Genomic DNA, 24060 nt, shown 5'->3' with positions numbered 1-24060 from the left:
CGGGGGAAGTTCTTCTGTTCCTGGTAAAAACTTTCAGCGGACTGCGATGAGATCACTGGATCAAGCAAAACAAAACCGCTGCGGCGAAGGACACAACAGCGGTTTGTCATGATTGAAGATTCTGTTTTAAATTCGGCAGCCACCTCAACCCCTGATATTCAGATTTCCGGAAGCTGCGAACAACAGAGCATCGCTTCCTTGCCGCGGCTTACCTCACCCACTCTTCCAGCAATGGATCATTCTCGCGGATAACCAGCCCTGGTTTTACAATCGCAAAGGGACAGGCTTGTTGAATATCCCGTATGCTTTTTCCCAATCCGTTGCCCTCAGAGGTACTGAACGGCTTGATGACTTTTCCCGTAAAGTCCGCTTGTTCTAAAAAGGTAAACACCGCCATCGGTGCAGTTCCCCACCAATTAGGATAGCCAAGGTAAATCACATCATAATCACGGATATCCGGCATCGTCCCCGCCAATCTCGGACGAGCCTGGACCTGCGATTCCTGCTGAGCCTGCTGCAGGAAGGTGGGATAGTCTTCGGCATACGGTACAACGGTTTTGATTTCAAACAAATCGCCTCCGGTCAGCTTAGCAATTTCCTTCGCTGCCTCCTCAATCTTACTGACAGACAGATTTACAATCTCACCCCGGATGTTGTCGTTTCCCTTACGGGAGTAGTATACAATGATCGTTTTCAATTTTCTTCGCATCCTCTCATCGTTCTTGCATCTTCATTATAGAGAAAAAACAGCTTCTCATCAATTTAGTTTTTAGAGGTTTCAGATATACACAACTGATCTGAGAACAGCTAAAGGGCAATTCCAATGGGATTGCGTTGGTTTATTTACTTTTCAATGGATGATTGAAGCGTAAGGATTTTAATTCAGAAACATCACCGATCTTTATAAATTAACGCAAGGAATGCCCATTTTATTTCAGCCAGGACATGCAGATCTTCCGCTGGATCGACTTATTCCTGTAATTTTGTGAAAGCACGTGTAGTTTCAGACTAAGAACGCCTTCAGAAATCATATGCATATCAGAAAATCCACACCTTGATCGAAAGTGATGAACATGCTACACTGAGAACAACCAAAATCAATTTTAAGGAAAAGAAGGAAGGGATTGAAATGTACGAAAACAAAAAAAGGAAAAACGATGATTTCGTCCATGCAAAGCCGGCAGACTGCGGCCGTTGCATGGAGTAAAAGCGCCGCAGTGTAAATAAACTGGCTTTGCTGCTTGATATTCAATCAAGGAGGAAGCCCGCATGAAATATGGCAATGCAAAAGTGATTCTTCCCGATGCTTTGGTAAAAGAGCTGCAGAAGTATGTTCAGGGTGAATATATTTATGTTCCGATTGAACAGAAAAAGCAAAAGCGCTGGGGAGAGGTTTCCGGCTATCGGAAAGAATTAGAGCAGCGCAACAGACAGATAAGAAAAGAATATCACGACGGAGTTTCTATGAAGTGTCTGTCGGAAGAATATGGCTTATCTGTCTATGCTGTCAGAAAAATCATTTATCAAAAATAACGGTCAGGGCTGCTGAGGGCAGCCTTTTCCTTTACCCAGTTTAATTCTGTATCAGACTGTGTATAGCCTGTTTTGGATTCTGACTGTAAAATAATCAACATAGAAAGAAAATATAAGAGGAAACAACAATGTGTACGCGATTTGTTTATCATGGCCATGATGTGATTACAGGGTTTAATTTTGATATTGACCTTTCAGTATGGAAGCACAAGGTACAGATAGAAAAAGATCGATTCTATATCGGGATTTTAAGGCCTGACGGAATATATCATTCTTATCATGGAGTCAACAGAAACGGAAATGTTGGAACGTTATTGTATGTGCATGAAAACCCTGACGGAGTTTATCAAGCGGACGAAAACTGCATTACCATTGCCGCTTTAACGGAACAGTTTATCCAGGGCCAGCTGTCTTTTGATGAGGTTCTTGAAATCGCAAAAACAAAAAAGATAACGTATGCCCCAGATGCTTCGATGCAGGCTCTGTTATCTGATGCTCAGGGGCGTGTATTAATCCTTGAGCCGGGAATCGGATATCGGCAGGAACAGAAACGCTATTCCCTGATTACAAATTATTCTTTACTCAAGCCGGAAAGCACTGAAAAATTTATTGTTCCGGGTGATGACCGGTATGAACGGGCGCTGGAATTCCTCAGCAGCTGTCAATCACATTTCTCAATTTCAGACGCTCAGGCTCTGCTTCAAGTCACTTGTCAAGAGGGGAAATGGGCTACTCGGGTTTCATTCCTTTACTCCGTGAAGGAACAGGCCGTCTATTATACCGAGAACAACAACTTCCAGGAGTTTAAAAAGTTTGTATTTCCGTTGAAAGAACAGGAGGAAAATCGCTATGCCTCAGAAAATCTATCCGCGCTCAAAAGATAAAGAAACTGTGTATCTGAAAAATGTGATCACCAATCCCAACATAATCGTCGGCGATTATACGATCTATAACGATTTTGTCAACGATCCAAGAGCATTTGAAAGAAACAATGTTTTATATCATTACCCGGTCAACCAGGATCAACTGATTATCGGAAAATTCTGTTCCCTTGCCTGCGGAGCAAAATTCATCTTCAACAGCGCAAACCATACGTTATCTTCGCTGTCGACCTATCCCTTCCCCATCTTTTTTGAGGAATGGGGATTAGCGGTCAATGAGATCACAAAGGCTTGGGACAACAAGGGGAATATTGTCATCGGCAATGACGTTTGGATTGGTTATGAAGCGGTTATTTTATCCGGTGTTACGATTGGCGATGGCGCGATTATTGGAACACGGGCAGTTGTTACAAAAGATGTTCCACCCTATACGATTGTTGGCGGTGTTCCCGCAAAGCCGATACGAAAACGATTTGATTCAAATACAATTGATCGCCTGCTGAAAGTAAAATGGTGGGACTGGTCTGAGCAGCAGATTGCGCAGCATCTGTCCGAGATCCAGTCCGGAAATCTTGAAGCCTGCTTCTGACTGGCGCAAAGAAAAAAGCAGAGTTAGTCATAAAAGACTCTCTCTGCTTCGTTTATGATTCTGCTTGCTTCTCAATTGTTTCTGACTTTTTCTCATTAATTCAAAATATTGAGTGTTTCCGCTTTTCTACTTTATTGTATTTAATGCCTTTTCCGCCCATTTTGAATCTTTCAGAATCGCCCGGCCAATGCCGATCAGATCGGCTTTCTGCGCCTGAAGCAGCGCTTCCGCAGCCTGGGCTTCGGTAATTCCGCCGGTCAGAAGCACAGGCATTTTGACATGTTGTTTAACAGCTTCGGAAAAATCCTGAAAATAACCCTGTTCACTGTGACCCGGACGCAGATAACCATTTAAGCCGCCTGAAAGATCAATGAAATCCAATCCCGCCTGTTCAAACAGAACACTGGCCTGAACCGCTTCTTCCACAGTACTCCCGTTTTCCAGTCCATCATAGACACCTAAACGCAGGGTCAGCGGATAGTCCTCACCGACAGTCTGACGGATTCTTTCAATGATCTGGATATGCAGCCGAATCCGATTAGCCAGGGAACCTCCATACTGATCCGTTCTTTGGTTCGTGATTGGGGAATAAAACTGATTTAACAGATACCCGTGAGCGGAATGGATTTCCACACCGTCAAATCCTGCTTCTTTCGCCCGACCCGCGGCCAGGGCAAAATCGGAAATGACTTTTTCCAAATCTTCCGCATTCATCGCCTGCGGCAGTTCCTCCGCTTTCGCTCTTGGGTGTTTCACTGCGCTGGGCGCCAGCGGAGGGAAACCTGTAATTTCCGCTTTCGCGGCACTTCCGGCATGATTGATCTGGGCAAAAACCGGTGTATGATGGGCATGGATCGCATTCGTCAGCGCCTTCAATCCTTCCATGTCGGCATCTATAGCTAAGGACACCTGATTTGCGCTGGCCTTGCCTTCCATCGAAACATAGCTGTGCTCCGCAATGATGAGACCGATCGCTTCATCTGCGGATTTCTCTTTATAATATTGAATTAAATCGGCAGTAATCTTTCCTTCCTCAGCTTTAGATGTCGCCATCGGCGGCATGACGATCCGATTTTTTAACTGAATTGAACCGAGAACCAGTGATGATGTAAGCATAGCCATGATTGATCCCTCCTGTTGACTTCTTATCTTATTTATACCATAATTCTATCAAATAAACGAGTACGCACGAATAAGTAAGATACTATCCAAAAGGAGAGCATAATGCAAAATCAGAAAGAATTAAAAGAAGTCAACGTCCGCCCCTTTGCCTATGCCATGACCTGCATCGAGGGAAAATGGAAGATGCATATACTATTTTGGCTCTGGAAACAAGGTACGCTGCGATACAGCGAACTGAAACGGTCTCTGGGCAAGGTGACTCATAAAATGTTATCAAGCCAGCTGAAAGAGCTGGAAGCGGATGGTCTGATCCTGCGTCAGGAATATCCGCAGGTCCCGCCGAAAGTGGAATACAGTCTTTCCCAGAAAGGAAAATCGATGATGCCGATCTTAAGTGAACTGTGTCGCTGGGGCAGTCAGAATGTTCCTGAAGATTGGAAAATGGAGTAATCGCAAGATACAGACTTGGTTATTGTAAACGAGATTCCAAACTAATTTTTCAGTTTTTTTCATGAGGAGATTGTGTCTGCCGCCCAGGATCTTTCTTATTCCCGCAGCATTGTGTTTTTTCATTCCTCTCTCAATTTATTCGCTTTACCTTCATTTTTTTCAGGCTTCAATTTTTTAATGGGAAAAGAAAAAAGGAAGAAGCATCATGCCAGCTCGCTTTCTTCCTATCTGTTGGTAGTTTTTGTTAGTCTGATAAAGCCAAAGGGGAAAAGACTTAATTTGTTTTCCGCAATCCGTCTTCTGCTTCATTCAGTAAGAAATGAGTTCCTAAGCTCTGGCTTACTTCCTTTACTTTCCTAAGATCTCCGCAAGCCAGGATTTCGGCTTCACTGGACGTCCGCAGCTGAAAGCATCAAAACTGCCGTGGATTAGGCTTCCCTTGCCGTCTCCCTGAGTGATGATGACGGTATTGCTGCGATATTCAGCATCGATATCATCCGCGATTTCAAATGCGCTGATATTTTGTGCGATGATAACTGGACGGCTGTCCGCATCCACTCCGGCGGTCAGCTCTGAATAGACGGCATAGATTTGATTTTTCAGCTCAATTTCCTGATGAATTTGAGAATCCGCCTGAATCTGGAAGCGCACTTCTTCCGTTTCTCCAACCAGTGTGCAGAGAGAACAAAACAAACCAAGGCTTATCATCACAATCAGCTTCTTCATAAAAAACCCGCCCTTCCTGTTGATTTCAGGATGGGCGGATTTTCACGGTTTATACAAAATGACTTCAAAAGAAGTTTACAGATTAAAATACACAAACAACATCCGGTCTTTACCGTTGATATCCTGAACGACTTCCGCCCGCACTTCGCCAAAGGTTTTTCTGACCTCCGCCAACAAGGCTTCTTTCTGATTCCAGCCGATTTCAAAGGCCATCATTGCTTTTTCCTTTAACACCTGCGGGGCCGCCGCAAAAACCTGGCGATAGAATTTTAAACCATCCTCACCACCAAACAGCGCGACATGCGGTTCGTAGTCCTTGACTGAAGCTTCCAGTTCTTCTTCTTGAGGAATATAAGGCGGATTGCAGATCAACAGATCCACCTTCATTCCAGCCTCAATGACCGGCTGCACCATGTCGCCGACCATAAATTTCACATTGACGCCTAAACTAGCGGCATTGGCTTTGGCAACTTCTACAGCTTGGGCGCTGATATCCGTGGCGCTCATGCGGATTTTCGGTTCTTCTTTGGCTAATGCCAGGGCGATCGCCCCGCTGCCGGTCCCAATATCCACCGCTTCCACCGTTTCTGCGTCAGCGAAATAAGTGTCGACATCCGCCAGAATGTTCGCGACCAGCTCTTCCGTTTCCGGACGCGGAATCAGCACGTTTTCATTGACCTGAAAACGATAGCCGTAAAACCAGGAATATCCCAACACATACTGCATCGGCTCCTGTTTCAGGATCCGTGCCATCCCTTCCTGATACTGTTTGACCAGCTCGGCCGGGACTTCCTCCTCATAATGCAGATACAGATCGTAGCTTTCCTTCTGACTCAGCTCCAAAAGAAACACCTGAGCGGTTTCCTGCGGAATCTGCGCCTGCTGCAAAAGCGGCAGCGACGCATGAATCAGTTCGCGGAAACTAGGCATGATTCTGTTCTCCAGCCAGCTTCTGGCGCTGCTCCTCCGCTAACAGAGCGGCGATGACGTCGTCCAGCTTGCCTTCCATAATCCGATCCAGCTGATTGACCGTGAAGCCAATTCGATGGTCGGTAACCCGATTCTGCGGATAATTGTAGGTTCGGATTTTTTCAGAACGATCTCCGGTACCAATTTTTGCCCGACGGATTGCCCCTTCCGCTTCTTCCTTCTGGCGGCTCAGTTCTTCATAGACACGGGCACGGATCAAACGCATTGCGGTTTCACGGTTTTCGTGCTGGGAACGGCCTTCCTGACAGTTGACGGTAATGCCTGTCGGTACATGCACAATCCGCACCGCGGAATCCGTTTTGTTGATATGCTGCCCGCCGGCTCCGGAAGCGCGGTGCGTTTCAATCGTTAAATCAGCCGGATCGATTTCGATATCGGCTTCCTCAGCATCCGGAAGCACCAGCACCGTCGCCGTTGATGTATGAATCCGTCCCTGAGTTTCAGTCTTCGGTACACGCTGGACACGATGCGCTCCGGATTCAAATTTCAGCTGACGATAGACTTCATTGCCTTTGACCAGGAAGGAAATTTCGGAAAACCCGCCGGCTTCCGACTCGCTCATTTCCAGCACCTGAATTTTCCAGCCCTGCGTTTCCGCATACCGGACATACATCCGATACAGATCTCCGGCAAAAATATTGCCTTCATCGCCGCCGGCGGCTCCGCGGATTTCCACGATGCAGTCGTGATCATCATTCGGATCCTTCGGTATTAACAGCACTTCGATCTTTTCGATCAGCGCTTCTTTCTTCGGCAGCAGTTCATCCAGCTCCATCTGCGCCATTTCCTTGAGTTCCGGATCATGCTCCTTCAGCATTTCCTCGGCCTGCTCAATGTGTGAATTCAGGCTCTTTAATTCTTCATACGCTTCAACCGACTGTTTCAGCGACGCTTGTTCCTTGCCCAGCTGAGCCAGCCGCTTGGGATCGGAAACGATCGCCGGCGACATCATTTCTTCGTTGATTTCATCGTATCGGGCTTCAATCGACTGAAGCCGTTTCATCATTGCATCCATGCTTATTCCTCCTTATGCAGTTTTTACTTCCTGGGTGAGATCGATCAGCCAAGCCCCTTTAAAATAGCGCTTCAGACCGATGACCATGCGGACCAGCTGTTCCACCTGAATGATCAAAAAGACTAAGGCGATGCTGGTGAAGTGCAGTCCTTCCACTAACAGGAAGGCCAGCGGCAGACCGACAATCCACATGATTCCGGCATCCAAAAAAGCCAGAAATTTGGAATCGCCGCCCGCTCGCAGTGCTGAGAATACCAGCACGTTGAACATCCGCAGTGAAATGCGGATCGAGAAAATCCGTACGATCAGAACCGCTTCGCGAATGACATTGGCATTCTGCAGACCAAACAGATCGACCATCGGATGGGCAAACGTTAAGATCAAAAGCGACGATATGGCCGACAAGACGACGGCCAGTGCGACAAACCAGTTTCCCTGACGCTTTGCCAGCGCCAGATCCCCTTGTCCCAAAGAGGCACCCAGGATCGCGCCGTTGGCGCTGTTTAAGCCCTGGACGATAAAGAAGAACATGTTGGAAATCTGGTTTCCGACATAGTAGGCGTCCATCGCTTCCGTTCCCAAACGGCCAAACGCCCGGATATATAAAGTATTGCCAAATCCGAAAAATAATTCATTCAGCACTAACGGATAAGCCCGCCGCAGAATCGGCTGGACAAAATCAGCGTTGAGCGCAAACATTTCCTGCGGTGTACCGATGAATGATTGGTTGGATTTATAGGCGTAGATGATGTGAATCACCAGGCCTGTTGTCTGCGCAATCAGCGTACCTAATGCAGCCCCCCGCACGCCCAGCGCCGGAAATCCGAAATGGCCGAAGATCAAACAGTAATTCAGCACGATATTGACAGACATGCTGACAAGACCGATCAGCATCGGAACATGTGTTTTTTGAATACAGCGGTAAGCGAACGAGAACATCGTGATCAAAGCCCCCGGCAGATAGGATATCATCGCAATCATCAAATACTGCAGCGCTGATTCGATCACAGTTGGATCCTGAATGTAAAAGCCCATCAGCTGACGGCCAAAGAAAATCGAAGCCGCCATCCACACCAGAGCATTGATCAGGCTTAAGATCACGCCCAGACCGAAGGCCTTCTTCTCACTCTTTAAGTCCTGCTTGCCGAAGAACTGTGACATAAAGATCCCCGCTCCGCTGGCAACGCCGAAGCCGACGGTCATCATCAGGTTTTCCACCTGCGCAGCCGTACCCACCGCCGTGACCTGACCGATCCACGACACCATCATGCTGTCGGCAATCCCCATTGCGCTGTTGAGCAGCTGCTGCAAGGCTAAGGGAACGGAAATCAGAAATACTTTTTTATAGAAATCTTTCGGTGCGATCCATTTTTTAAAGGTTTCAGTCATGATCCAGCCCCAGATGGGACGGCTTGTTTTTAATCTCGTGGCAGTGCCGGCAGCGGGCTTCATAGCTTTCAGAAGCCCCGACTAAGATAATCGGATCATCGTAACTGGCCGGTTTGCCATTGACTAAGCGCTGGGTGCGGGTCGCCGGAGCCCCGCAGATCGTACAAACCGCGGTCAGCTTCGTGACAAATTCAGCCTTCGTGATCAGAATCGGCATCACCCCGAACGGCTCGCCTTTGAAGTCCATGTCCAGTCCCGCAGCCATGACCCGTTTGCCTTTCTTCGCGTAATAATCGCAGATTTCTATAATATCTTCATCAAAGAACTGAACCTCGTCAATTGCGACGACGTCAATCATATCATTGACATAGTTCAGAATTTCCTTTGCTTCCCGAATCACGATGCTGTCAACTTCACTGCCGGCATGGGAAACCACCTTGGTTTCGCTGTAACGGTTATCAATCGCCGGCTTAAACACCAGCACTTTTTTCTTCGCAAATTCCAGCACCTTAATCCGTCGGATTAATTCTTCTGTTTTTCCCGCAAACATACACCCGGAAATCACTTCGACATATCCCGGGCGGTATTGATGATACATCATAATTCCGCTCCTCTTCTTCTCTTATCGTCTTTGTTTCATTTATCCGTTCCTATTGTACAGGAATTGATGCTGACTTTCCACCCTTGGACCCGGACTAATAGCTGAAAGAAACAATATTTTTCATTCGTGCCGCAAAGCTGGTTTACCCGTCTGCCAGCGAATGCAGGATTCTTTTATTTCACTGATTCAGACCTTGGAATATCCAGCATATACTGCTGGACGAGGCTGTCCGCAGTGACCCGAACAACCGTTCTCCAATCAAAAAAATAAGGGGCTTGCGCTCCCTTATCCTTTTTCGCGTTGTTATTTCTTCAATCCGTACTTCTGATTGAACTTTTCGATCCGACCCTGAGCCGCTGCGAAACGCTGTCTTCCAGTGTAGAACGGATGGCAGTTAGAGCAGGTATCGACGCGGATATCGTCTTTTACTGATCCGGTTTCAAATGTGTTGCCGCATGTTGTGCAGGTGACTGTGACCTTATGGTAGTTTGGATGAATTCCTTTTTTCATAATTACTCTCCTTCCGCCTTGGACCTCTTTGCGTGTCCAAAGTAAGTGCTTATATATCTTAGCATAGCCCCCTGTTAAAAGCAATCCTAAATTTCTTAATTTTCGCCTTAGTTAAGCGCTTTTTTTACCCCTCACCTGATCAGCATAGTCTGCCGGAAATCCGCTTGACTCAAGCCTGAGATTTTTTTCTATTCCGCAAGTTTAGCAGCAGCGTTCACTGGAAAAAGAAGCAAAATACAATGGTTTCTTTATCTTTTTACCTTATGATGCTTCCAATATGGAACGCCGGCGGATTCCGCTTGACAATCGTTTTGCATCACTTTGCCGGCATGAGCTGTGAATTTGTTCTATATTTACTCTCCAAATAGGTTTATAATAAAACAAACAAGCCTTATATTGTTCAGCAAACAACCTTATAAAGCTGTGGATCCAATCCAGATCATGGATGTTATTCGGGTATTGATTGCCTGCTGCTTAAAAAAGAGGCTGTAGATCAAGGGTGATCTGGTGTAGCTTTAAGAACGACAGGCAGTTGGTTTATTGGGTTATCTGGAATATCAAATTCTAACTTCTCATGTCGGCTGAACAGACTTCAAAGCTTGCGGCTGTTTTAATGATGATAAAGGAGCGAGATGATCCATGAAAAAACGAATCCTGAAACCAATTAAATGGGGCATGATCATGCTCTTAACCCTCTTATCTGCGGTTCCTCCCGTTATCACCCATGCTGAAAAAGAGCAGCCTATCGTACTTAAGGTTGCGTTTTCACAGCTTCCCGGCATTACAGAGCTGACAGAAGACGGGACCCGAAAAGGAATCGTTGTGGACTATCTTAATGAAATCGCCAAATACACAGGGTGGGAATATGAGTATATTGATACCGACGGCGATCACATGATTGATGAATTTTTAGAAGGACGCTTTGATCTGATGGGCGGCACTTATTATTCACCTTCTTTTGAACAATGGTTTGCTTATCCGGAATATAATATCGGCTACAGCAAAGCGGTATTAATGGCACGCAAAGATGACAGCAGCATCAGCAACTTTAATTTATACAGTTTAAATGGAAAAACAATCGGCGTCTATGAAAGAGCCTTGGAAAATATCCGCAGACTGCAGGAGTATCTGACCATTCATAACCTTGAATGTGAAATCCGAACTTACAGTTATGAAGAGCTCTCCCTTGAGGGGAACCTCTATCCTTATTTAGAAAATGGGGAAGTTGATTTACTGCTGGGGAATAACTTTGAAAATCCGCCTGGCTTCCGCACCGTCACCTCTTTCGATTCTCAGCCCTATTACATCGTTACTACAGTCGGCAATCAAGCGGTTCTCGACGGATTGAATATGGCTCTAAAGAGAATTACTGATTCCAATCCTAATTTCAGCGTTGACCGCTATGCCGCCAATTTCCAGAATGCAATGGATGTGGATATTCCACTTTCTCCCGCGGAAAAAACGTATATTCAAGAGCGGGATCCTGTGATCGTCGCGGTTCCGAGAAGTTATCATCCGCTGTTTTGCCTCAATACGTCAACCACCCTGCATCGCGGTGTTATTTGTGATGTGCTGGATGTCATTGCCGAGTATACCGGATTGAGTTTTTCTTATCATTTTACCGACACCTATCTGGAAGCGATGCAGTTGGTCCAGCAGGGCGGCGCGGATCTGCTTGGATTCTATACCGGAACGGAGGAACAGTCCATCGATCAAGGCTTAACCCTAACTTCTCCGTATGTCAATCTCAATAACATTGTGGTCCGTAATAAAATGTCTTCTTATCCGGCTGCCGGATTGATCTGCGCGATTGTCGAAGGTCAGTCCCTGCCGCCGGGAATCAGCGCTGCTGAAATACAAACTTACCCTACGGTCACCGATGCACTGAAAGCGGTAAACAGCGGCAAAGCGGACTTTATCTATGGTCTGGGCAGCCGGTTGGAGCTGGATATTCAGCGTTATCATTTTTCCAATCTTGTTCCCGTCACGCCGATCAACAACCGCAGTGATCTGAGTTTTGCCTTAAAACGGCCTTCTGATCCGGATTTGCTGACCATTCTCAACAAAGCGATCAACAGTCTTTCCGAGAAGGAACGTTCTGAAATACTGGACCGCAATATGATTTCTATCGGTGCTTCCAATATGACCCTGACCGAACTTATTTATGCTAATCCTGTGACCTTTATTCTAGTTCTAACAGCGTTTTTGATCGTCGTCGTCATTGCGGTCTTAAGTATCTATCGGGCGCGAATGCAGGCGGTGCTGATGCAGAACAATCTGGAAAAAGCCAAAGCTGAAAGCCGGGCAAAAGGTGAATTCCTTTCGCGCATGAGCCACGAGCTGCGTACGCCGATGAATGCAGTAATCGGTCTGACTGACCTTACCAGTATGATGGACGATGTGCCTGCCGAAGTTCAGGAGAACTTATCCAAGCTGCGGGCCTCCTCGCATTACATGCTTGATCTCATCAACGATATCCTGGACATGAGCCGGATTGACAGCGGAAAACTGACACTGGCCAATGAACCGTTTTCCTTGAACCGCATGCTGGACGAAATCCAGACGATGATGGAAACCGAAGCGACTCAGCGCGGACTGACCTGTGCCGTGGAAAAAACCGTAATCCACGGGCAGCTCTTAGGCGACAGTATTCGGCTTCGCCAGGTTTTGACCAATCTGCTTTCCAATGCGTTTAAATTCACCCCTGAAGGGGGAAAGGTTCAGCTTCGGGTTACAGAACAATCAAGCACAGAGAAAGAAGCTTCCTTCTTTTTCCAGGTCATCGACAATGGTTCCGGCATTCCCCAAGAAGATCAGCTGCGAATTTTTGAAAGCTTTGAACAGGTCGGAACCAGCCAGGCGAAAAGTCAGGGAACTGGCTTGGGCCTTCCTATCAGCAGCAATATCGTTCGCAGTATGGGCGGTGTCCTTCAGGTTCAAAGTCAGCTAGATCAAGGCAGTGAATTCTTCTTTACTGTTCCATTGCAGCTGAATCCCGATCCGGAAGAAGCCCAAAGTCACTTGCTTAATTCCCAGAACGATAGGTTATTAAAAGACATTTCAATTCTGCTGGCAGAGGATAACGATTTGAATGCTGAAATTGCCATCCAGCTTCTGGAGATTCAAGGGGCTGTGGTCAAACGCTGTCTCGATGGCGAACAGGCTGTGGAGCAATTTGCATCCCATGAGCCAGGAACTTTCCAAGTGATTTTGATGGATATTCAAATGCCAAACATGAATGGTCTGGAAGCTGCACGAGCTATCCGATCCTTGGCTCGTCCAGATGCCTCTGTTATTCCAATCGTAGCCATGACAGCGAATACCTTTAAAGAGGATGTGGATGCTGCGATGGCAGCAGGGATGAACGGTTTTGTGCCTAAACCGCTGGATGTCAACTACCTTTATCAGCTCCTGCATGATCTGCTGCAAGCTGAATCGCACTGATTTTGATGTAGTATAAATCTCATGCCGCTTTATCTGAGAAATCCGATGAGGCGGCTTTTTTATTAGGAAATTGCCTTAATAGAATTGGGTCCTTGTCTGTTCACGCACGTGCTGCAAGGCTGTACTGACTTCCTCCCATTTGACTCCTGAGCGGAGAACCGATACAATAAAGATCAAGCCAGCTGTACCGCATCACAACGTGTGAAATGATGTTCTGGGATGGCTGATCATCTTTAAATTTAATTCTAACTGTTTCAAATATTCTGCAAGCAGTAGGGAAAATCAACAGCTGCCTGTCCCTGCGCTCTTTATCATAAGGAGGAATTCATCGATGCAAGATTTTTTTAAGGCTTTAGTAAGCGAAGGAAAAAACACAAAATTGCCGGAAGCGTTTAATTATTTTGGAAAACTGATCGGCAGTTGGAAAATTGATTATGTTGAAAGCAATAATACTGGGACCATCCAGGGGGAATGGCTTTTCTCATGGGTTCTTGAAGGAATGGCAATTCAAGATGTGATTATCCTACCGGATTATGAATACGGCACATCTCTTCGTATCTTCAATCCCGACACTCAAGCCTGGGATGTTGCTTATGGCTACACAGGAAAGATAATTCGTCTTGAAGCCAGAAAGCAAGGGGAAATGATTGTACTTACTTATACGAATGACGAAAACAGAAAGTGGGTTTTTGTCAACATTGACGATGATGAATTTCATTGGCAGAATGTTACTGTGAAAGAGAATGGTGAGTGGCAGATCAATGCTGAAATCTATGCCAAGCGTTCTGTCACAGATTCTATTTGATTTTGTCTTTACCCGATAAGAAAAAAAAGCGCGTTTGTTCTATCCCATCAGCGTTCAGATTTCTCCTGCGAATCAACAGGAATTAAGAATAATCTATTTTTCATTTTATCCGCAGTTCTTCAGTTCTTTTTAAGGTGACTTTCAATATTATTTTACTTCATTCAACAAGAAAAGCTGAGCATTCACTCAGCCTTTTTTGTTTCTTTGTGATTGAGAATTACGCCTGGGTCTGTTCCTCGTCATCCTCATTCTCATGCCATCTTCTGCCTAAGTACAGCGTTACGGCATTGATCAGGAAGAAGACAACCATCAACAGCGTCCACTTGTCAACTAAGATCATTGGCAGCCGCATGTTTTCGGTCAGAACGAAGACGATAACCGAGATGACAGCCGTTAAGCCAGAGATCCACTTGTAGATTCTCTTGCGCTTCAGCTGTTGAGGATCTTCTTCATTCATCGCCGCGCTCTGATTCTGATCTTCCTCGTCGTCATCCTTCTGATGCTTCGCGAAAATCAGGAACAGTGCTGCTAACAAACCGAGCAGGCTGGCGATCAAGTTGATCAAAGCCCAAGAACCCTTATGGCCGACTTCCGGCTGTTCTGGTTCTTCGATCTCTTCAATTTCCGGGGTTGGGGTCGGAGTTACGGTTCCACCCTGTTCCGGTGTTTCCGGTTCAACAATGACTTCTTCTTCAGCACCTGGACCCGGATTCACTGGGCCTGGACCTGGAACTTCTGGACCTGGACCTGGAACAAATGGAGCTAAGCAAGCCTGAGCTGCTTCATCCCATGTCGTTCCTTCCGGACAGCCTGGATTCGGTTCTGGTTCTTCTGGATCAGGAATAGCCGGAATCGCTGTGAAGGTAATCGTAAAGGTCGTATCTTCCGTTAAATCCAAAGCCGTTGTCGGAGACATTGGACTCCAGGTTCCGCCTTGATATCCGTTATTCGGACTCGCCTTTGCGATTTGCTCATCAGTTAAATGAGCAACACCATCAACTGCGTAATCGCCATTCGCATCCACTTTATTCAGAGTGAACGGACCATTGTTCGCAGTAATCGTACCATTAACCGCTTTGTAAGTGACTTCAATCTGATACTTATCTGGAATTTCATCATGGTTCTTATCAGCGCTGTAGTACACGTTGACATTCATTTTGTCTTCCGTTATCGTCTTTGATTCTGCATGAGTGTAAATATAATCTTCAATGTTGATCACATGATCTGCACCGTTGACTGTTTTTCCATGTTCTACCTTTACCGGCTTCGCTGTGCCAATCACTTTGTTTGTATCTTCATCAATATAGTTCACAATCGCTGTGTACTCATTGATAGCGAAGTTCGCTACAAACTCAGTGTCTTCACTCAGTTCGATTTCCGTTGTCGGGGCTTTCGGTGACCAGCTTTCAAAGTGATAGCCTTCATTCGCTGTCGCTGTTGCAATCTGATCTTCAGCTAAGTGGGCAACACCATCAACTGCGTAATCGCCATTCGCATCTACTTTATTCAGAGTGAACGGACCGTTGTTCGCAGTGACTGTGCCGTTAACAGCTCTGTAGGTGACTTCAATCTGATACTTATCTGGAATTTCATCATGGTTCTTATCAGCGCTGTAATACACGTTGACATTCATTTTGTCTTCCGTTATCGTCTTTGATTCTGCATGAGTGTAAATATAATCTTCAATGTTGATCACATGATCTGCACCGTTGACTGTTTTTCCATGTTCTACCTTTACCGGCTTCGCTGTGCCAATCACTTTGTTTGTATCTTCATCAATATAGTTCACAATCGCTGTGTACTCATTGATAGCGAAGTTCGCTACAAACTCAGTGTCTTCACTCAGTTCGATTTCCGTTGTCGGGGCTTTCGGTGACCAGCTTTCAAAGTGATAGCCTTCATTCGCTGTCGCTGTTGCAATCTGATCTTCAGCTAAGTGGGCAACACCATCAACTGCGTAATCGCCATTCGCATCTACTTTATTCAGAGTGAACGGACCGTTGTTCGCAGTGACTGTGCCGTTAACAGCTCTGTAGGTGACTTCAATCTGATACTTATCTGGAATTTCATCATGGTTCTTATCAGCGCTGTAATACACGTTGACATTCATGTTATCTTCCATAATCATCTTTGATTCTGCATGGGTGTAAACATAATCTTCGATAGTAGCCTTATATTTTTCACCGTCGAGTATTTCACCATGCTTTACATTTAATGACTTCACTGTGGCAATCACTTCATCTGTGTCTTCGTCAATATAGTTCACGGTTGCCGTGTAATCATTGATGGCGAAGTTCGCTACAAACTCTGTGTCTTCACTCAGTTCGATTTCCGTTGTCGGGGCTTTCGGTGACCAGCTTTCAAAGTGATAACCTTCATTCGCTGTCGCTGTCGCAATCTGTTCTTCAGCTAAGTGGGCAACACCATCAACTGCGTAATCGCCATTCGCATCCACTTTATTCAGAGTGAACGGACCATTGTTCGCAGTGATTGTACCGTTAACCGCTCTGTAAGTGACTTCAATCTGATACCTATCTGGAATTTCATCATGGTTCTTATCAGCGCTGTAATACACGTTGACTTCCATGTTGTCTTCCGTGATCGTCTTCGATTCTGCATGGGTGTAAACATAGTCTTCAATGTTGATCACATGATCTGCACCGCTGACTACAACTCCATGATTCACCTTTACCGGCTTCGCTGTGCCAATCACTTCATCTGTGTCTTCGTCAATATAGTTCACAATCGCTGTGTACTCATTGATAGCGAAGTTCGCTACAAACTCTGTGTCTTCACTCAGTTCGATTTCCGTTGTTGGGACTTTCGGTGACCAGCTTTCAAAGTGATAACCTTCATTCGCCGTCGCTGTCGCAATCTGATCTTCAGCTAAGTGGGCAACACCATCAACTGCGTAATCGCCATTCGCATCCACTTTATTCAGAGTGAACGGACCATTGTTCGCAGTGATTGTACCGTTAACCGCTCTGTAAGTGACTTCAATCTGATACCTATCTGGAATTTCATCATGGTTCTTATCAGCGCTGTAATACACGTTGACTTCCATGTTGTCTTCCGTGATCGTCTTCGATTCTGCATGGGTGTAAACATAGTCTTCAATGTTGATCACATGATCTGCACCGCTGACTACAACTCCATGATTCACCTTTATCGGCTTCGCTGTGGCGATTACTTCGTCTGTATCTTCGTCAATATAGTTCACAATCGCTGTGTACTCATTGATAGCGAAGTTCGCTACAAACTCTGTGTCTTCACTCAGTTCGATTTCCGTTGTTGGGACTTTCGGTGACCAGCTTTCAAAGTGATAACCTTCATTCGCCGTCGCTGTCGCAATCTGATCTTCAGCTAAGTGGGCAACACCATCAACTGCGTAATCGCCATTCGCATCCACTTTATTCAGAGTGAACGGACCATTGTTCGCAGTGATTGTACCGTTAACCGCTCTGTAGGTGACTTCAATCTGATACTTATCAGGAATTTCATCATGGTTTTTATCAGCACTGTAGTACACGTTGACTTCCATGTTGTCTTCTGTGATTGGCTTCGATTCTGCATGGGTGTAAACATAGTCTTCAATGTTGATCACATGATCTGCACCGTTGACTGTTTCTCCATGATTCACCTTTACCGGCTTCGCTGTGGCAATCACTTCGTTTGTATCTTCGTCAATATAGTTCACAATCGTTGTGTACTCATTGATGGCAAACTTCGCTACAAACTCTGTGTCTTCACTCAGTTCGATTTCCGTTGTTGGGACTTTCGGTGACCAGCTTTCAAAGTGATAGCCTTCATTCGCTGTCGCTGTCGCAATCTGATCTACAGTTAAGTGCGCAACACCATCAACTGCGTAATCGCCCTTCGCATCCACTTTATTCAGAGTGAACGGACCATTGTTCGCAGTGATTGTGCCATTAACCGCTTTGTAAGTGACTGTGATCTGATACTTATCTGGAATTTCATCATGGTTTTTATCAGCACTGTAGTATACGTTGACATTCATTTTGTCTTCCGTAATCGTCGTTGATTCTGCATGAGTGTAAATATAATCTTCGATAGTAACTTTATATTTTTCACCATTGACTACATCACCATGCTTCGCTGTTACTTCTTTCGCTGTGGCGATTACTTCGTCTGTATCTTCATCAATATAATTCACAATCGCTGTGTACTCATTGATGGCGAAGTTCGCTACAAACTCTGTGTCTTCACTCAGTTCGATTTCCGTTGTCGGGGCTTTCGGTGACCAGCTTTCAAAGTGATAACCTTCATTCGCCGTCGCTGTTGCAATCTGATCTTCAGCTAAGTGCGCTACACCATCTACTGCGTAATCGCCATTCGCATCCACTTTATTCAGAGTGAATGGACCGTTGTTCGTAGTAATTGTGCCGTTAACCGCTCTGTACGTGATTTCAATCTGATACTTATCTGGAATTTCATCATGGTTCTTATCAGCGCTGTAATACACGTTGACATTCATTTTGTCTTCCGTAATCATCTTTGAATCTGCATGAGTGTAAATATAATCTTCGATAGTAACTTTATATTTTTCACCATTGACTACATCACCATGCTTCGCTGTTACTTCTTTCGCTGTGGCGATTACTTCGTCTGTATCTTCATCAATATAGTTCACAATCGCAGTGTAATCATTGATGGCGAAGTTCGCTACAAACTCCATATTACCAACAATTTCAACATCATTTGCAGGAATTGGATTATTCCAAGCTGCGAAATGATAGCCATCGTTTGCTACAGGTGTTGGAATTACTTTCACAACATCACCGAAGTGTGTGCCAATTAAAATATCTTCAATCGTAATATTACCTGTATTCAGAAATCCATTTGCACCAGCTCGGAAGATAATTGTGTAATGGTCTTCTCTATAATCTGGGATATTTGTTCCATTTTTATCCTCTGCGAAAACCGCATATAAGGTTAAACTTGTCATACCCTGATTCAAAGTAGAACCCTCAGCAATAATGTTTGCAGCATCTTCCTGTTCCTGAGTCTGGATTAATGACTGAGGTTCAGTACTCCATCCGATAAACACAGCTTCATTTAGTGCTAATGTATTGCGATTAGCAACTTTGATTTCATCATTTAATTTGTATTTATTAGAATCACTCGGAGCTTCACCTTCTGCAGCAATATTGCTGTCATAGAAGATCTCACCATAAATTACAAATTCCCCATTTTCAATATGAGTCACTGTGTAATTTGGATTGTTATTTAACGTAACAACAATTTCGTAAGTTCCTACGTTATTATTTTCTTCACGACTTAACTTATAATTCAGAACATCTTTGTCAATCAAACCTGTAACAACTGCCGTTAATTCAGGATCATCAGACCCATAAACTTTGGATTTGTTATCAGCTTTAATTGTAACGTTATCGATCGGTGTGATTGTCAGATAGCCGTCTACTACAACGACTTCAATATTGCTGTAGTTATCGCTCGTTACTTTGAAGTTTTCAGCCTTCAGATTCATCTTGTATGTTCCTGCATTAGTTCCTGCTGCTCTCGCTGTTGTTGTCAATACAACACTGACTCCCTGCGGAGCGTCAGAACTCCAGCCTGTAACTTCCTGTTCACTTCCCGTATAAACTTTGTTAGCGTTATTACCTGTAATGGTAACCTTCAGCTCTTCTGTTTGCGGTGTGATTGTTAGATAACCATCTTCAACATTTACTACGTTGTAATTGGAAGTAACATTCACATTCTTTGACATAATCTTAAACGGCGTATTTTCTGTCAAATTCATATTGGAGGTTCCAGCATCAGTCCTTGTCACACTGGCTGTATCGCAAGTAATAGAATGATTCTTGACCAAATTACTAGCGGAAACCCCTGTTACAGTATGCGCAAAGCCATCATAAGGAATCGTATTATGATTTCCTGTTACGGTAATCTCACGTGGATTGATTTTGACTGAAACAGGAGAACTTCTCCAAACTTCCGTATGCTTATTCATGACTCTAACAAGAACTGAATACGAACAAACATTCATCCAACTATTCGTAGTATTCCAGTTTATTCCGTTATCAACAGAATACTGAACAGTCTCATTCTCTCGAAGTTCACCCACAAATTCTAGGCTATGAAGATTACCATCATAAGTGACTTCAAATCCTTTGGCAGAGAATCCTCGATCAATTTCTTCCCATTGTGCATAAAGCGTCATATTTTTATTTACATTAATTGTTTGACCTTCTCCATATGCACTTCCTGAGCCATCTGCTTTATCATTCCAACCTGTAAAAGTATACCCTTCTTTTTCAAGACTTCCATGATTCTCAATTCTATAAGAATCATCTTTTAGAACTGTTGTTGAAGATGGAATAGAACCAGCAGTATTCCCATTACCATTATAATTAATCGTAATAAACACTGGACTGTCTTCTTTTAAATAAAGACTTAATATATGATATCCCTCTTCTGAAGTTAATGAGATATCTTGTTTGATAGGATCCCAGAAAGAAGTGATGATCTCTCCATTTCCAGACAAATCAGTTCCCAACGTTAAGTTAGCCAGTTCATAGTGCTCCATTTTATAATAAGCACTTAATTCACTCCAGCTTACATTTTCAATCAATTTTGTACCAATTAGTGTACCAGTACCTCTATTTCCTGCATAAGCATTTACTTTAATTTTATAAGTGGATTCATTTGCATCATATTTACCATAAAATGTTGTATTTGATGTTACTTTATATGACGCTATATCGACTTTATTTGTACATTCTGGATCTGTATACCATCCATTAAACAAATAACTTTTATCCTGATAATCTTTCTCGGAATCTACACTCGGAATATTTTGGAGTGTTTTTCCATTTTCAACTAATACTGGATAGTCGTCACTAAGACGCGAATAAGAAACTGATCCTGGCTGCTTAACCATAACATCAACCGTTTTATAATCCTTCGCAACTAAGATTGCGTGCCCATCAACATGCCATGAAGGATTATCAGTTAGCACTTCATTCCCATCATTGGCGCCCGACGAGTCAATCATATAATCCCATACGATACTGTAAGTTCCGGTTTCACCATTGATGCTGTAGGTATACGCATTTCCATCTTGGTCATAAATTGTTGGATATGATTGTGGATAGCTTTTTACGCTTACTGAAACTGTATTCTTACTTGCAACAGGTGTGTTGGCAACAATTGTTCCTACTCCTGCATAAGCCCATTTTTCTCTATATGCGGCATTTTCCTTACCTGGCTTCATAATATAGAAATAACCGACCTGTTCAGGAGCTGTGACGTAGACAGTAAACTTTTCTTCCTTCCATCCATAACTATAATAGCGATGAGTAATTACAGCCTGTCCTACACTCTTGGCATAAATACTGCCATAACGATCGTAATTATCAAATACTGTTACAATCGACGGATTGCTGCTTGACCAGGAGTGATAATATCCTGATGAACCCTCAATACTTTTCCATTGCCCACTATTGATATATACATCTGACAAACTATAAGTTTCAATATCAAGCGACAATGCATTTGAAGCTTGTAAAGCCTCATTATTCAATATCTCATTTGTATTTTCAGGAATTTCTGTAGGGTTCATTGCCGGTGTTTCAGTAACTTCCGGCGTTTCACTAATTTCCGGTGTTTCTGACGGCTCCGAACTGTTCTCTGTCGTTGGTTCCGGACTCATCGTTGGTTCCGGAGTTTTTTCTGTTTCTTCAGACTCATTGACCTGCGTTGTGGTTGGATGAGCCGTAATGTTTAAAGATTGACTTGCTTCTTGGACTTCTACCGTATCCTGAAATGCGGTTCCATCCAGATCCATTGAATCAATTTCATAACCGTCATTGGCTTTTACAGTCAGCATTCCTGCTGCGACTGATTTCTCCGCGGATACCGTTTGACCGTTCACGGTAACATTGACGATTAAATGAACATCTGCTACGTTTTCATTAGATTCAATTCTGATTACAGAATCAACATCAAAGCTTTCTGCGACGATGCGAATCGGCAACTCTGTGAAGCAGGACATTGTCATTGCCAAGACAGTCAACCATTTTAAGACTCTATCCAATCTGCTTGTAATCTTCATTTTCGTTTTCCCTCTCTTCCTGAATCATTTTTCCATTAACGCCGACCTTTTGATTTCCTGCAATCCATTCGATTTCAGTTTCATTGTTAATGATCGTAATCATCGCGTCTTTATGAATTCCAGGTTCAAATTCAGTTAGTTCTGCACTTTTCAGGATAATCGCAGTTCCCTTTCTTACTTTTAAACCTGCCTTGCCTTTATCAAATTTGACTTTATAACGTTTAGGGTTTTTATAACCCCAGGTGATGATATAGCTGCCATCGCCATTGTAATCAACATGATTAACAAACAAGCTAAGATTTTGATTCTTAGTCATCAATGCGGCTGCAATGACAACAACTCCCGCCGCTAAGAAAGCAAAGAGCATTACAGAATCCTGATTTCTGCGGGCAGCCTGCGGTGTGGATTCCTCTTCGATTTGTTCCGTTTCCGGTTCATCGGTAGGCGAATCGGCCAAAACTCGGATTGGGCACAGGAGCAACATAGCTGTTATAAAGCCGAAAACTAACCATTTCCGCATAGGCTTCACCTCCAAGACACCCCTATCCTATCAATCGAAGGTTATATATTGGTTAGATTTCAGGTTTTTTGCAGGGAAAGTTCAAATATTTTTAGAATTTTCCACTTTTAGCCAGATAGTTATCGGTTATCAACAATTAAAATCTTCACAACTATATTTTTGCGCGTTCTCAGACAAGCCGTTTTAGTACATATAAAAAAAACTCCATCAAGAAATTTTTCTCAACGAAGCTTTATGTCCTATATTCTTCCTGCTTCCTCACAGGAAATAATAAACCTAACCATAATAACAAAGCTTATTCTAACCTTCATCTGACTTTCTGCCTAAGGTGGAACTGATAGTAATCAAGATTCGTCAACTGATTCGGCATTTCCAAGAAAATATGCCAGTATTCCTCCTTTGATCGTCATTATCTTGTCGGTATTGTTGATGAATTCCGTGTCATCTGTCCTGATTAGGAATTATCCTAGCAAATCACACATCAGCTGATTGAATTTCTCATTTTCACTCCATTGAGGAAAGTGACAAGAATTTTCAAACCAGTAAAACTGTTTTTCCGTTTCAATTCGATCAAAGTAATCCTTCGCCAGAGCTGAGGAAACATGGCTGTCATAGCGACCTTCAATCAGAATAACCGGCGTTTTAAAACGCGTCTGCGCTTCAAAGTCCGTCTGCATGACCTCCTGCCACAAGTACTGTATGGCCTGCAGGCTGCCCTTCTGACGTCGGATCAAATCGCTGATTGTGTAATCTTTTGAAAACAGAAACGGCAGAATTAAACGATTGTAATTCTTCGCTCCATAGAGCGACCCCTTATGTTTAACAACTTGTTGTGTGACGAAAAGTAAATCGTTCAGCCAGTTCTCTGATTGATAACTACAGTCGATCCTTTTCAATTTTTCCAGACTCTTTTGATCAGCATGGGCTAACGCATAATCATAAGCAATCCTACTCGATTTTTTCATATTCACGACTTGTCCGCAGCCAATATAGGTCCGCACTAGTTCCGGATGCGCCTGTGCAAAGCGAAGTCCCAAAATACTTCCCCAGGAATGACCGACCAAATACAGTGAACTCTGGTTAAACCGCTTTAATAAATTCGTCACCAGCACATTGAGATCTTGAAGAAACATCTCGATTGTGACTGCGCCTTCAAATGGATAATACGATTTTCCAGCACCGCGCTGCTCCCAAATCACAACGGTAAACTGCTGCTCCAGTTGTTTATTATATTTCTTAACCAGAGGCAAAGCTGCATCCCCGGGACCACCATGCAGGTAGACTAGCAGTGGCGCTTCAGCCTTTTCTGCGCGGATAGAAATAAATTGCCGAACCCCGTTTAAATCCATTTTTAACTGTTCATTAATATGCATGATGTTGCTCCCTCTTT

17 protein-coding genes are annotated in these 24060 nt (G+C 44.1%); 6 read left to right on the top strand and 11 right to left on the bottom strand.

The window, feature by feature from the left end; genetic code table 11:
* Positions 1–208: 208 nt before the first annotated feature.
* On the bottom strand, positions 209–697 hold the full coding sequence (locus tag MCG46_RS02540; RefSeq protein ID WP_240277387.1) for a flavodoxin: 489 nt from the start codon (positions 695–697) through the stop codon (positions 209–211).
* A 572-nt stretch (positions 698–1269) separates the two neighbouring features.
* Here MCG46_RS02540 and MCG46_RS02535 point away from each other — a divergent pair.
* The 3 genes from MCG46_RS02535 to MCG46_RS02525 all read left to right on the top strand — a co-directional run bounded on the left by MCG46_RS02535 (position 1270) and on the right by MCG46_RS02525 (position 3003).
* On the top strand, positions 1270–1533 hold the full coding sequence (locus tag MCG46_RS02535) for a CD3324 family protein (RefSeq protein WP_240277386.1): 264 nt from the start codon (positions 1270–1272) through the stop codon (positions 1531–1533).
* A gap of 128 nt (positions 1534–1661) precedes the next feature.
* Positions 1662–2417, top strand: coding sequence for a conjugal transfer protein (locus MCG46_RS02530; RefSeq protein WP_240277385.1), 756 nt, complete (start codon positions 1662–1664; stop codon positions 2415–2417).
* The gene (locus MCG46_RS02525; protein WP_240277383.1) at positions 2383–3003 is read left to right on the top strand and encodes a CatB-related O-acetyltransferase; all 621 of its coding nucleotides are present in this window, start codon (positions 2383–2385) and stop codon (positions 3001–3003) included. The genes MCG46_RS02530 and MCG46_RS02525 overlap by 35 nt, the downstream gene beginning before the upstream one ends.
* A 126-nt stretch (positions 3004–3129) precedes the next feature.
* Here the strand turns inward: MCG46_RS02525 and MCG46_RS02520 are convergent, their stop codons facing one another.
* Complete coding sequence (locus MCG46_RS02520; protein ID WP_240277381.1) at positions 3130–4125, bottom strand: NADH:flavin oxidoreductase; 996 nt, start codon at positions 4123–4125, stop codon at positions 3130–3132.
* A gap of 102 nt (positions 4126–4227) precedes the next feature.
* Here MCG46_RS02520 and MCG46_RS02515 point away from each other — a divergent pair, with 102 nt between their 5' ends.
* Complete coding sequence (locus MCG46_RS02515; RefSeq protein WP_430622656.1) at positions 4228–4575, top strand: winged helix-turn-helix transcriptional regulator; 348 nt, start codon at positions 4228–4230, stop codon at positions 4573–4575.
* 348 nt (positions 4576–4923) lie between these two features.
* Here the strand turns inward: MCG46_RS02515 and MCG46_RS02510 are convergent, their stop codons facing one another.
* The 6 genes from MCG46_RS02510 to rpmE form a co-directional block, all read right to left on the bottom strand.
* Positions 4924–5301: a hypothetical protein gene (locus MCG46_RS02510; RefSeq protein WP_240277379.1), complete on the bottom strand. Its 378-nt coding sequence runs from the start codon at positions 5299–5301 to the stop codon at positions 4924–4926.
* A 75-nt stretch (positions 5302–5376) separates the two neighbouring features.
* Positions 5377–6231 carry a peptide chain release factor N(5)-glutamine methyltransferase gene (gene prmC, locus MCG46_RS02505; RefSeq protein WP_240277377.1) on the bottom strand — a complete coding sequence of 285 codons (855 nt, stop codon included), beginning with the start codon at positions 6229–6231 and terminating at the stop codon, positions 5377–5379.
* Positions 6224–7306 (bottom strand): peptide chain release factor 1, encoded by a 1083-nt coding sequence (gene prfA / locus MCG46_RS02500; protein WP_020225180.1) that lies wholly within the window; start codon positions 7304–7306, stop codon positions 6224–6226. The genes prmC and prfA overlap by 8 nt, the downstream gene beginning before the upstream one ends.
* A 12-nt stretch (positions 7307–7318) precedes the next feature.
* Positions 7319–8695: an MATE family efflux transporter gene (locus MCG46_RS02495; protein WP_240277375.1), complete on the bottom strand. Its 1377-nt coding sequence runs from the start codon at positions 8693–8695 to the stop codon at positions 7319–7321.
* Positions 8688–9293, bottom strand: a complete 606-nt coding sequence (locus MCG46_RS02490; RefSeq protein ID WP_240281433.1) for a thymidine kinase — start codon at positions 9291–9293, stop codon at positions 8688–8690. Before MCG46_RS02490 ends, MCG46_RS02495 begins: the two co-directional genes overlap by 8 nt.
* Positions 9294–9599: 306 nt before the next feature.
* On the bottom strand, positions 9600–9806 hold the full coding sequence (rpmE, locus tag MCG46_RS02485) for a 50S ribosomal protein L31 (protein WP_006058230.1): 207 nt from the start codon (positions 9804–9806) through the stop codon (positions 9600–9602).
* A 639-nt stretch (positions 9807–10445) separates the two neighbouring features.
* On the opposite strand from rpmE, the gene MCG46_RS02480 reads away from it, so the two are divergent.
* Positions 10446–13250: an ATP-binding protein gene (locus tag MCG46_RS02480; protein ID WP_240277372.1), complete on the top strand. Its 2805-nt coding sequence runs from the start codon at positions 10446–10448 to the stop codon at positions 13248–13250.
* A gap of 331 nt (positions 13251–13581) precedes the next feature.
* Positions 13582–14055, top strand: a complete 474-nt coding sequence (locus MCG46_RS02475) for a hypothetical protein (protein ID WP_240277371.1) — start codon at positions 13582–13584, stop codon at positions 14053–14055.
* A gap of 217 nt (positions 14056–14272) precedes the next feature.
* Here MCG46_RS02475 and MCG46_RS02470 read toward each other — a convergent pair whose 3' ends face one another.
* The 3 genes from MCG46_RS02470 to MCG46_RS02460 form a co-directional block, all read right to left on the bottom strand.
* On the bottom strand, positions 14273–22150 hold the full coding sequence (locus tag MCG46_RS02470) for an InlB B-repeat-containing protein (protein WP_240277369.1): 7878 nt from the start codon (positions 22148–22150) through the stop codon (positions 14273–14275).
* On the bottom strand, positions 22125–22670 hold the full coding sequence (locus MCG46_RS02465) for a hypothetical protein (RefSeq protein ID WP_240277367.1): 546 nt from the start codon (positions 22668–22670) through the stop codon (positions 22125–22127). Before MCG46_RS02465 ends, MCG46_RS02470 begins: the two co-directional genes overlap by 26 nt.
* 461 nt (positions 22671–23131) lie before the next feature.
* The gene (locus MCG46_RS02460; RefSeq protein WP_240277366.1) at positions 23132–24043 is read right to left on the bottom strand and encodes an alpha/beta fold hydrolase; all 912 of its coding nucleotides are present in this window, start codon (positions 24041–24043) and stop codon (positions 23132–23134) included.
* Between the last annotated feature and the right edge of the window lie 17 nt (positions 24044–24060).

It is taken from the genome of Holdemania massiliensis (genome assembly GCF_022440805.1).
Classification (GTDB): Bacteria; Bacillota_I; Bacilli_A; order Erysipelotrichales; family Erysipelotrichaceae; genus Holdemania; species Holdemania massiliensis_A.
This window is presented reverse-complemented; position numbering and strand designations above follow the sequence as displayed.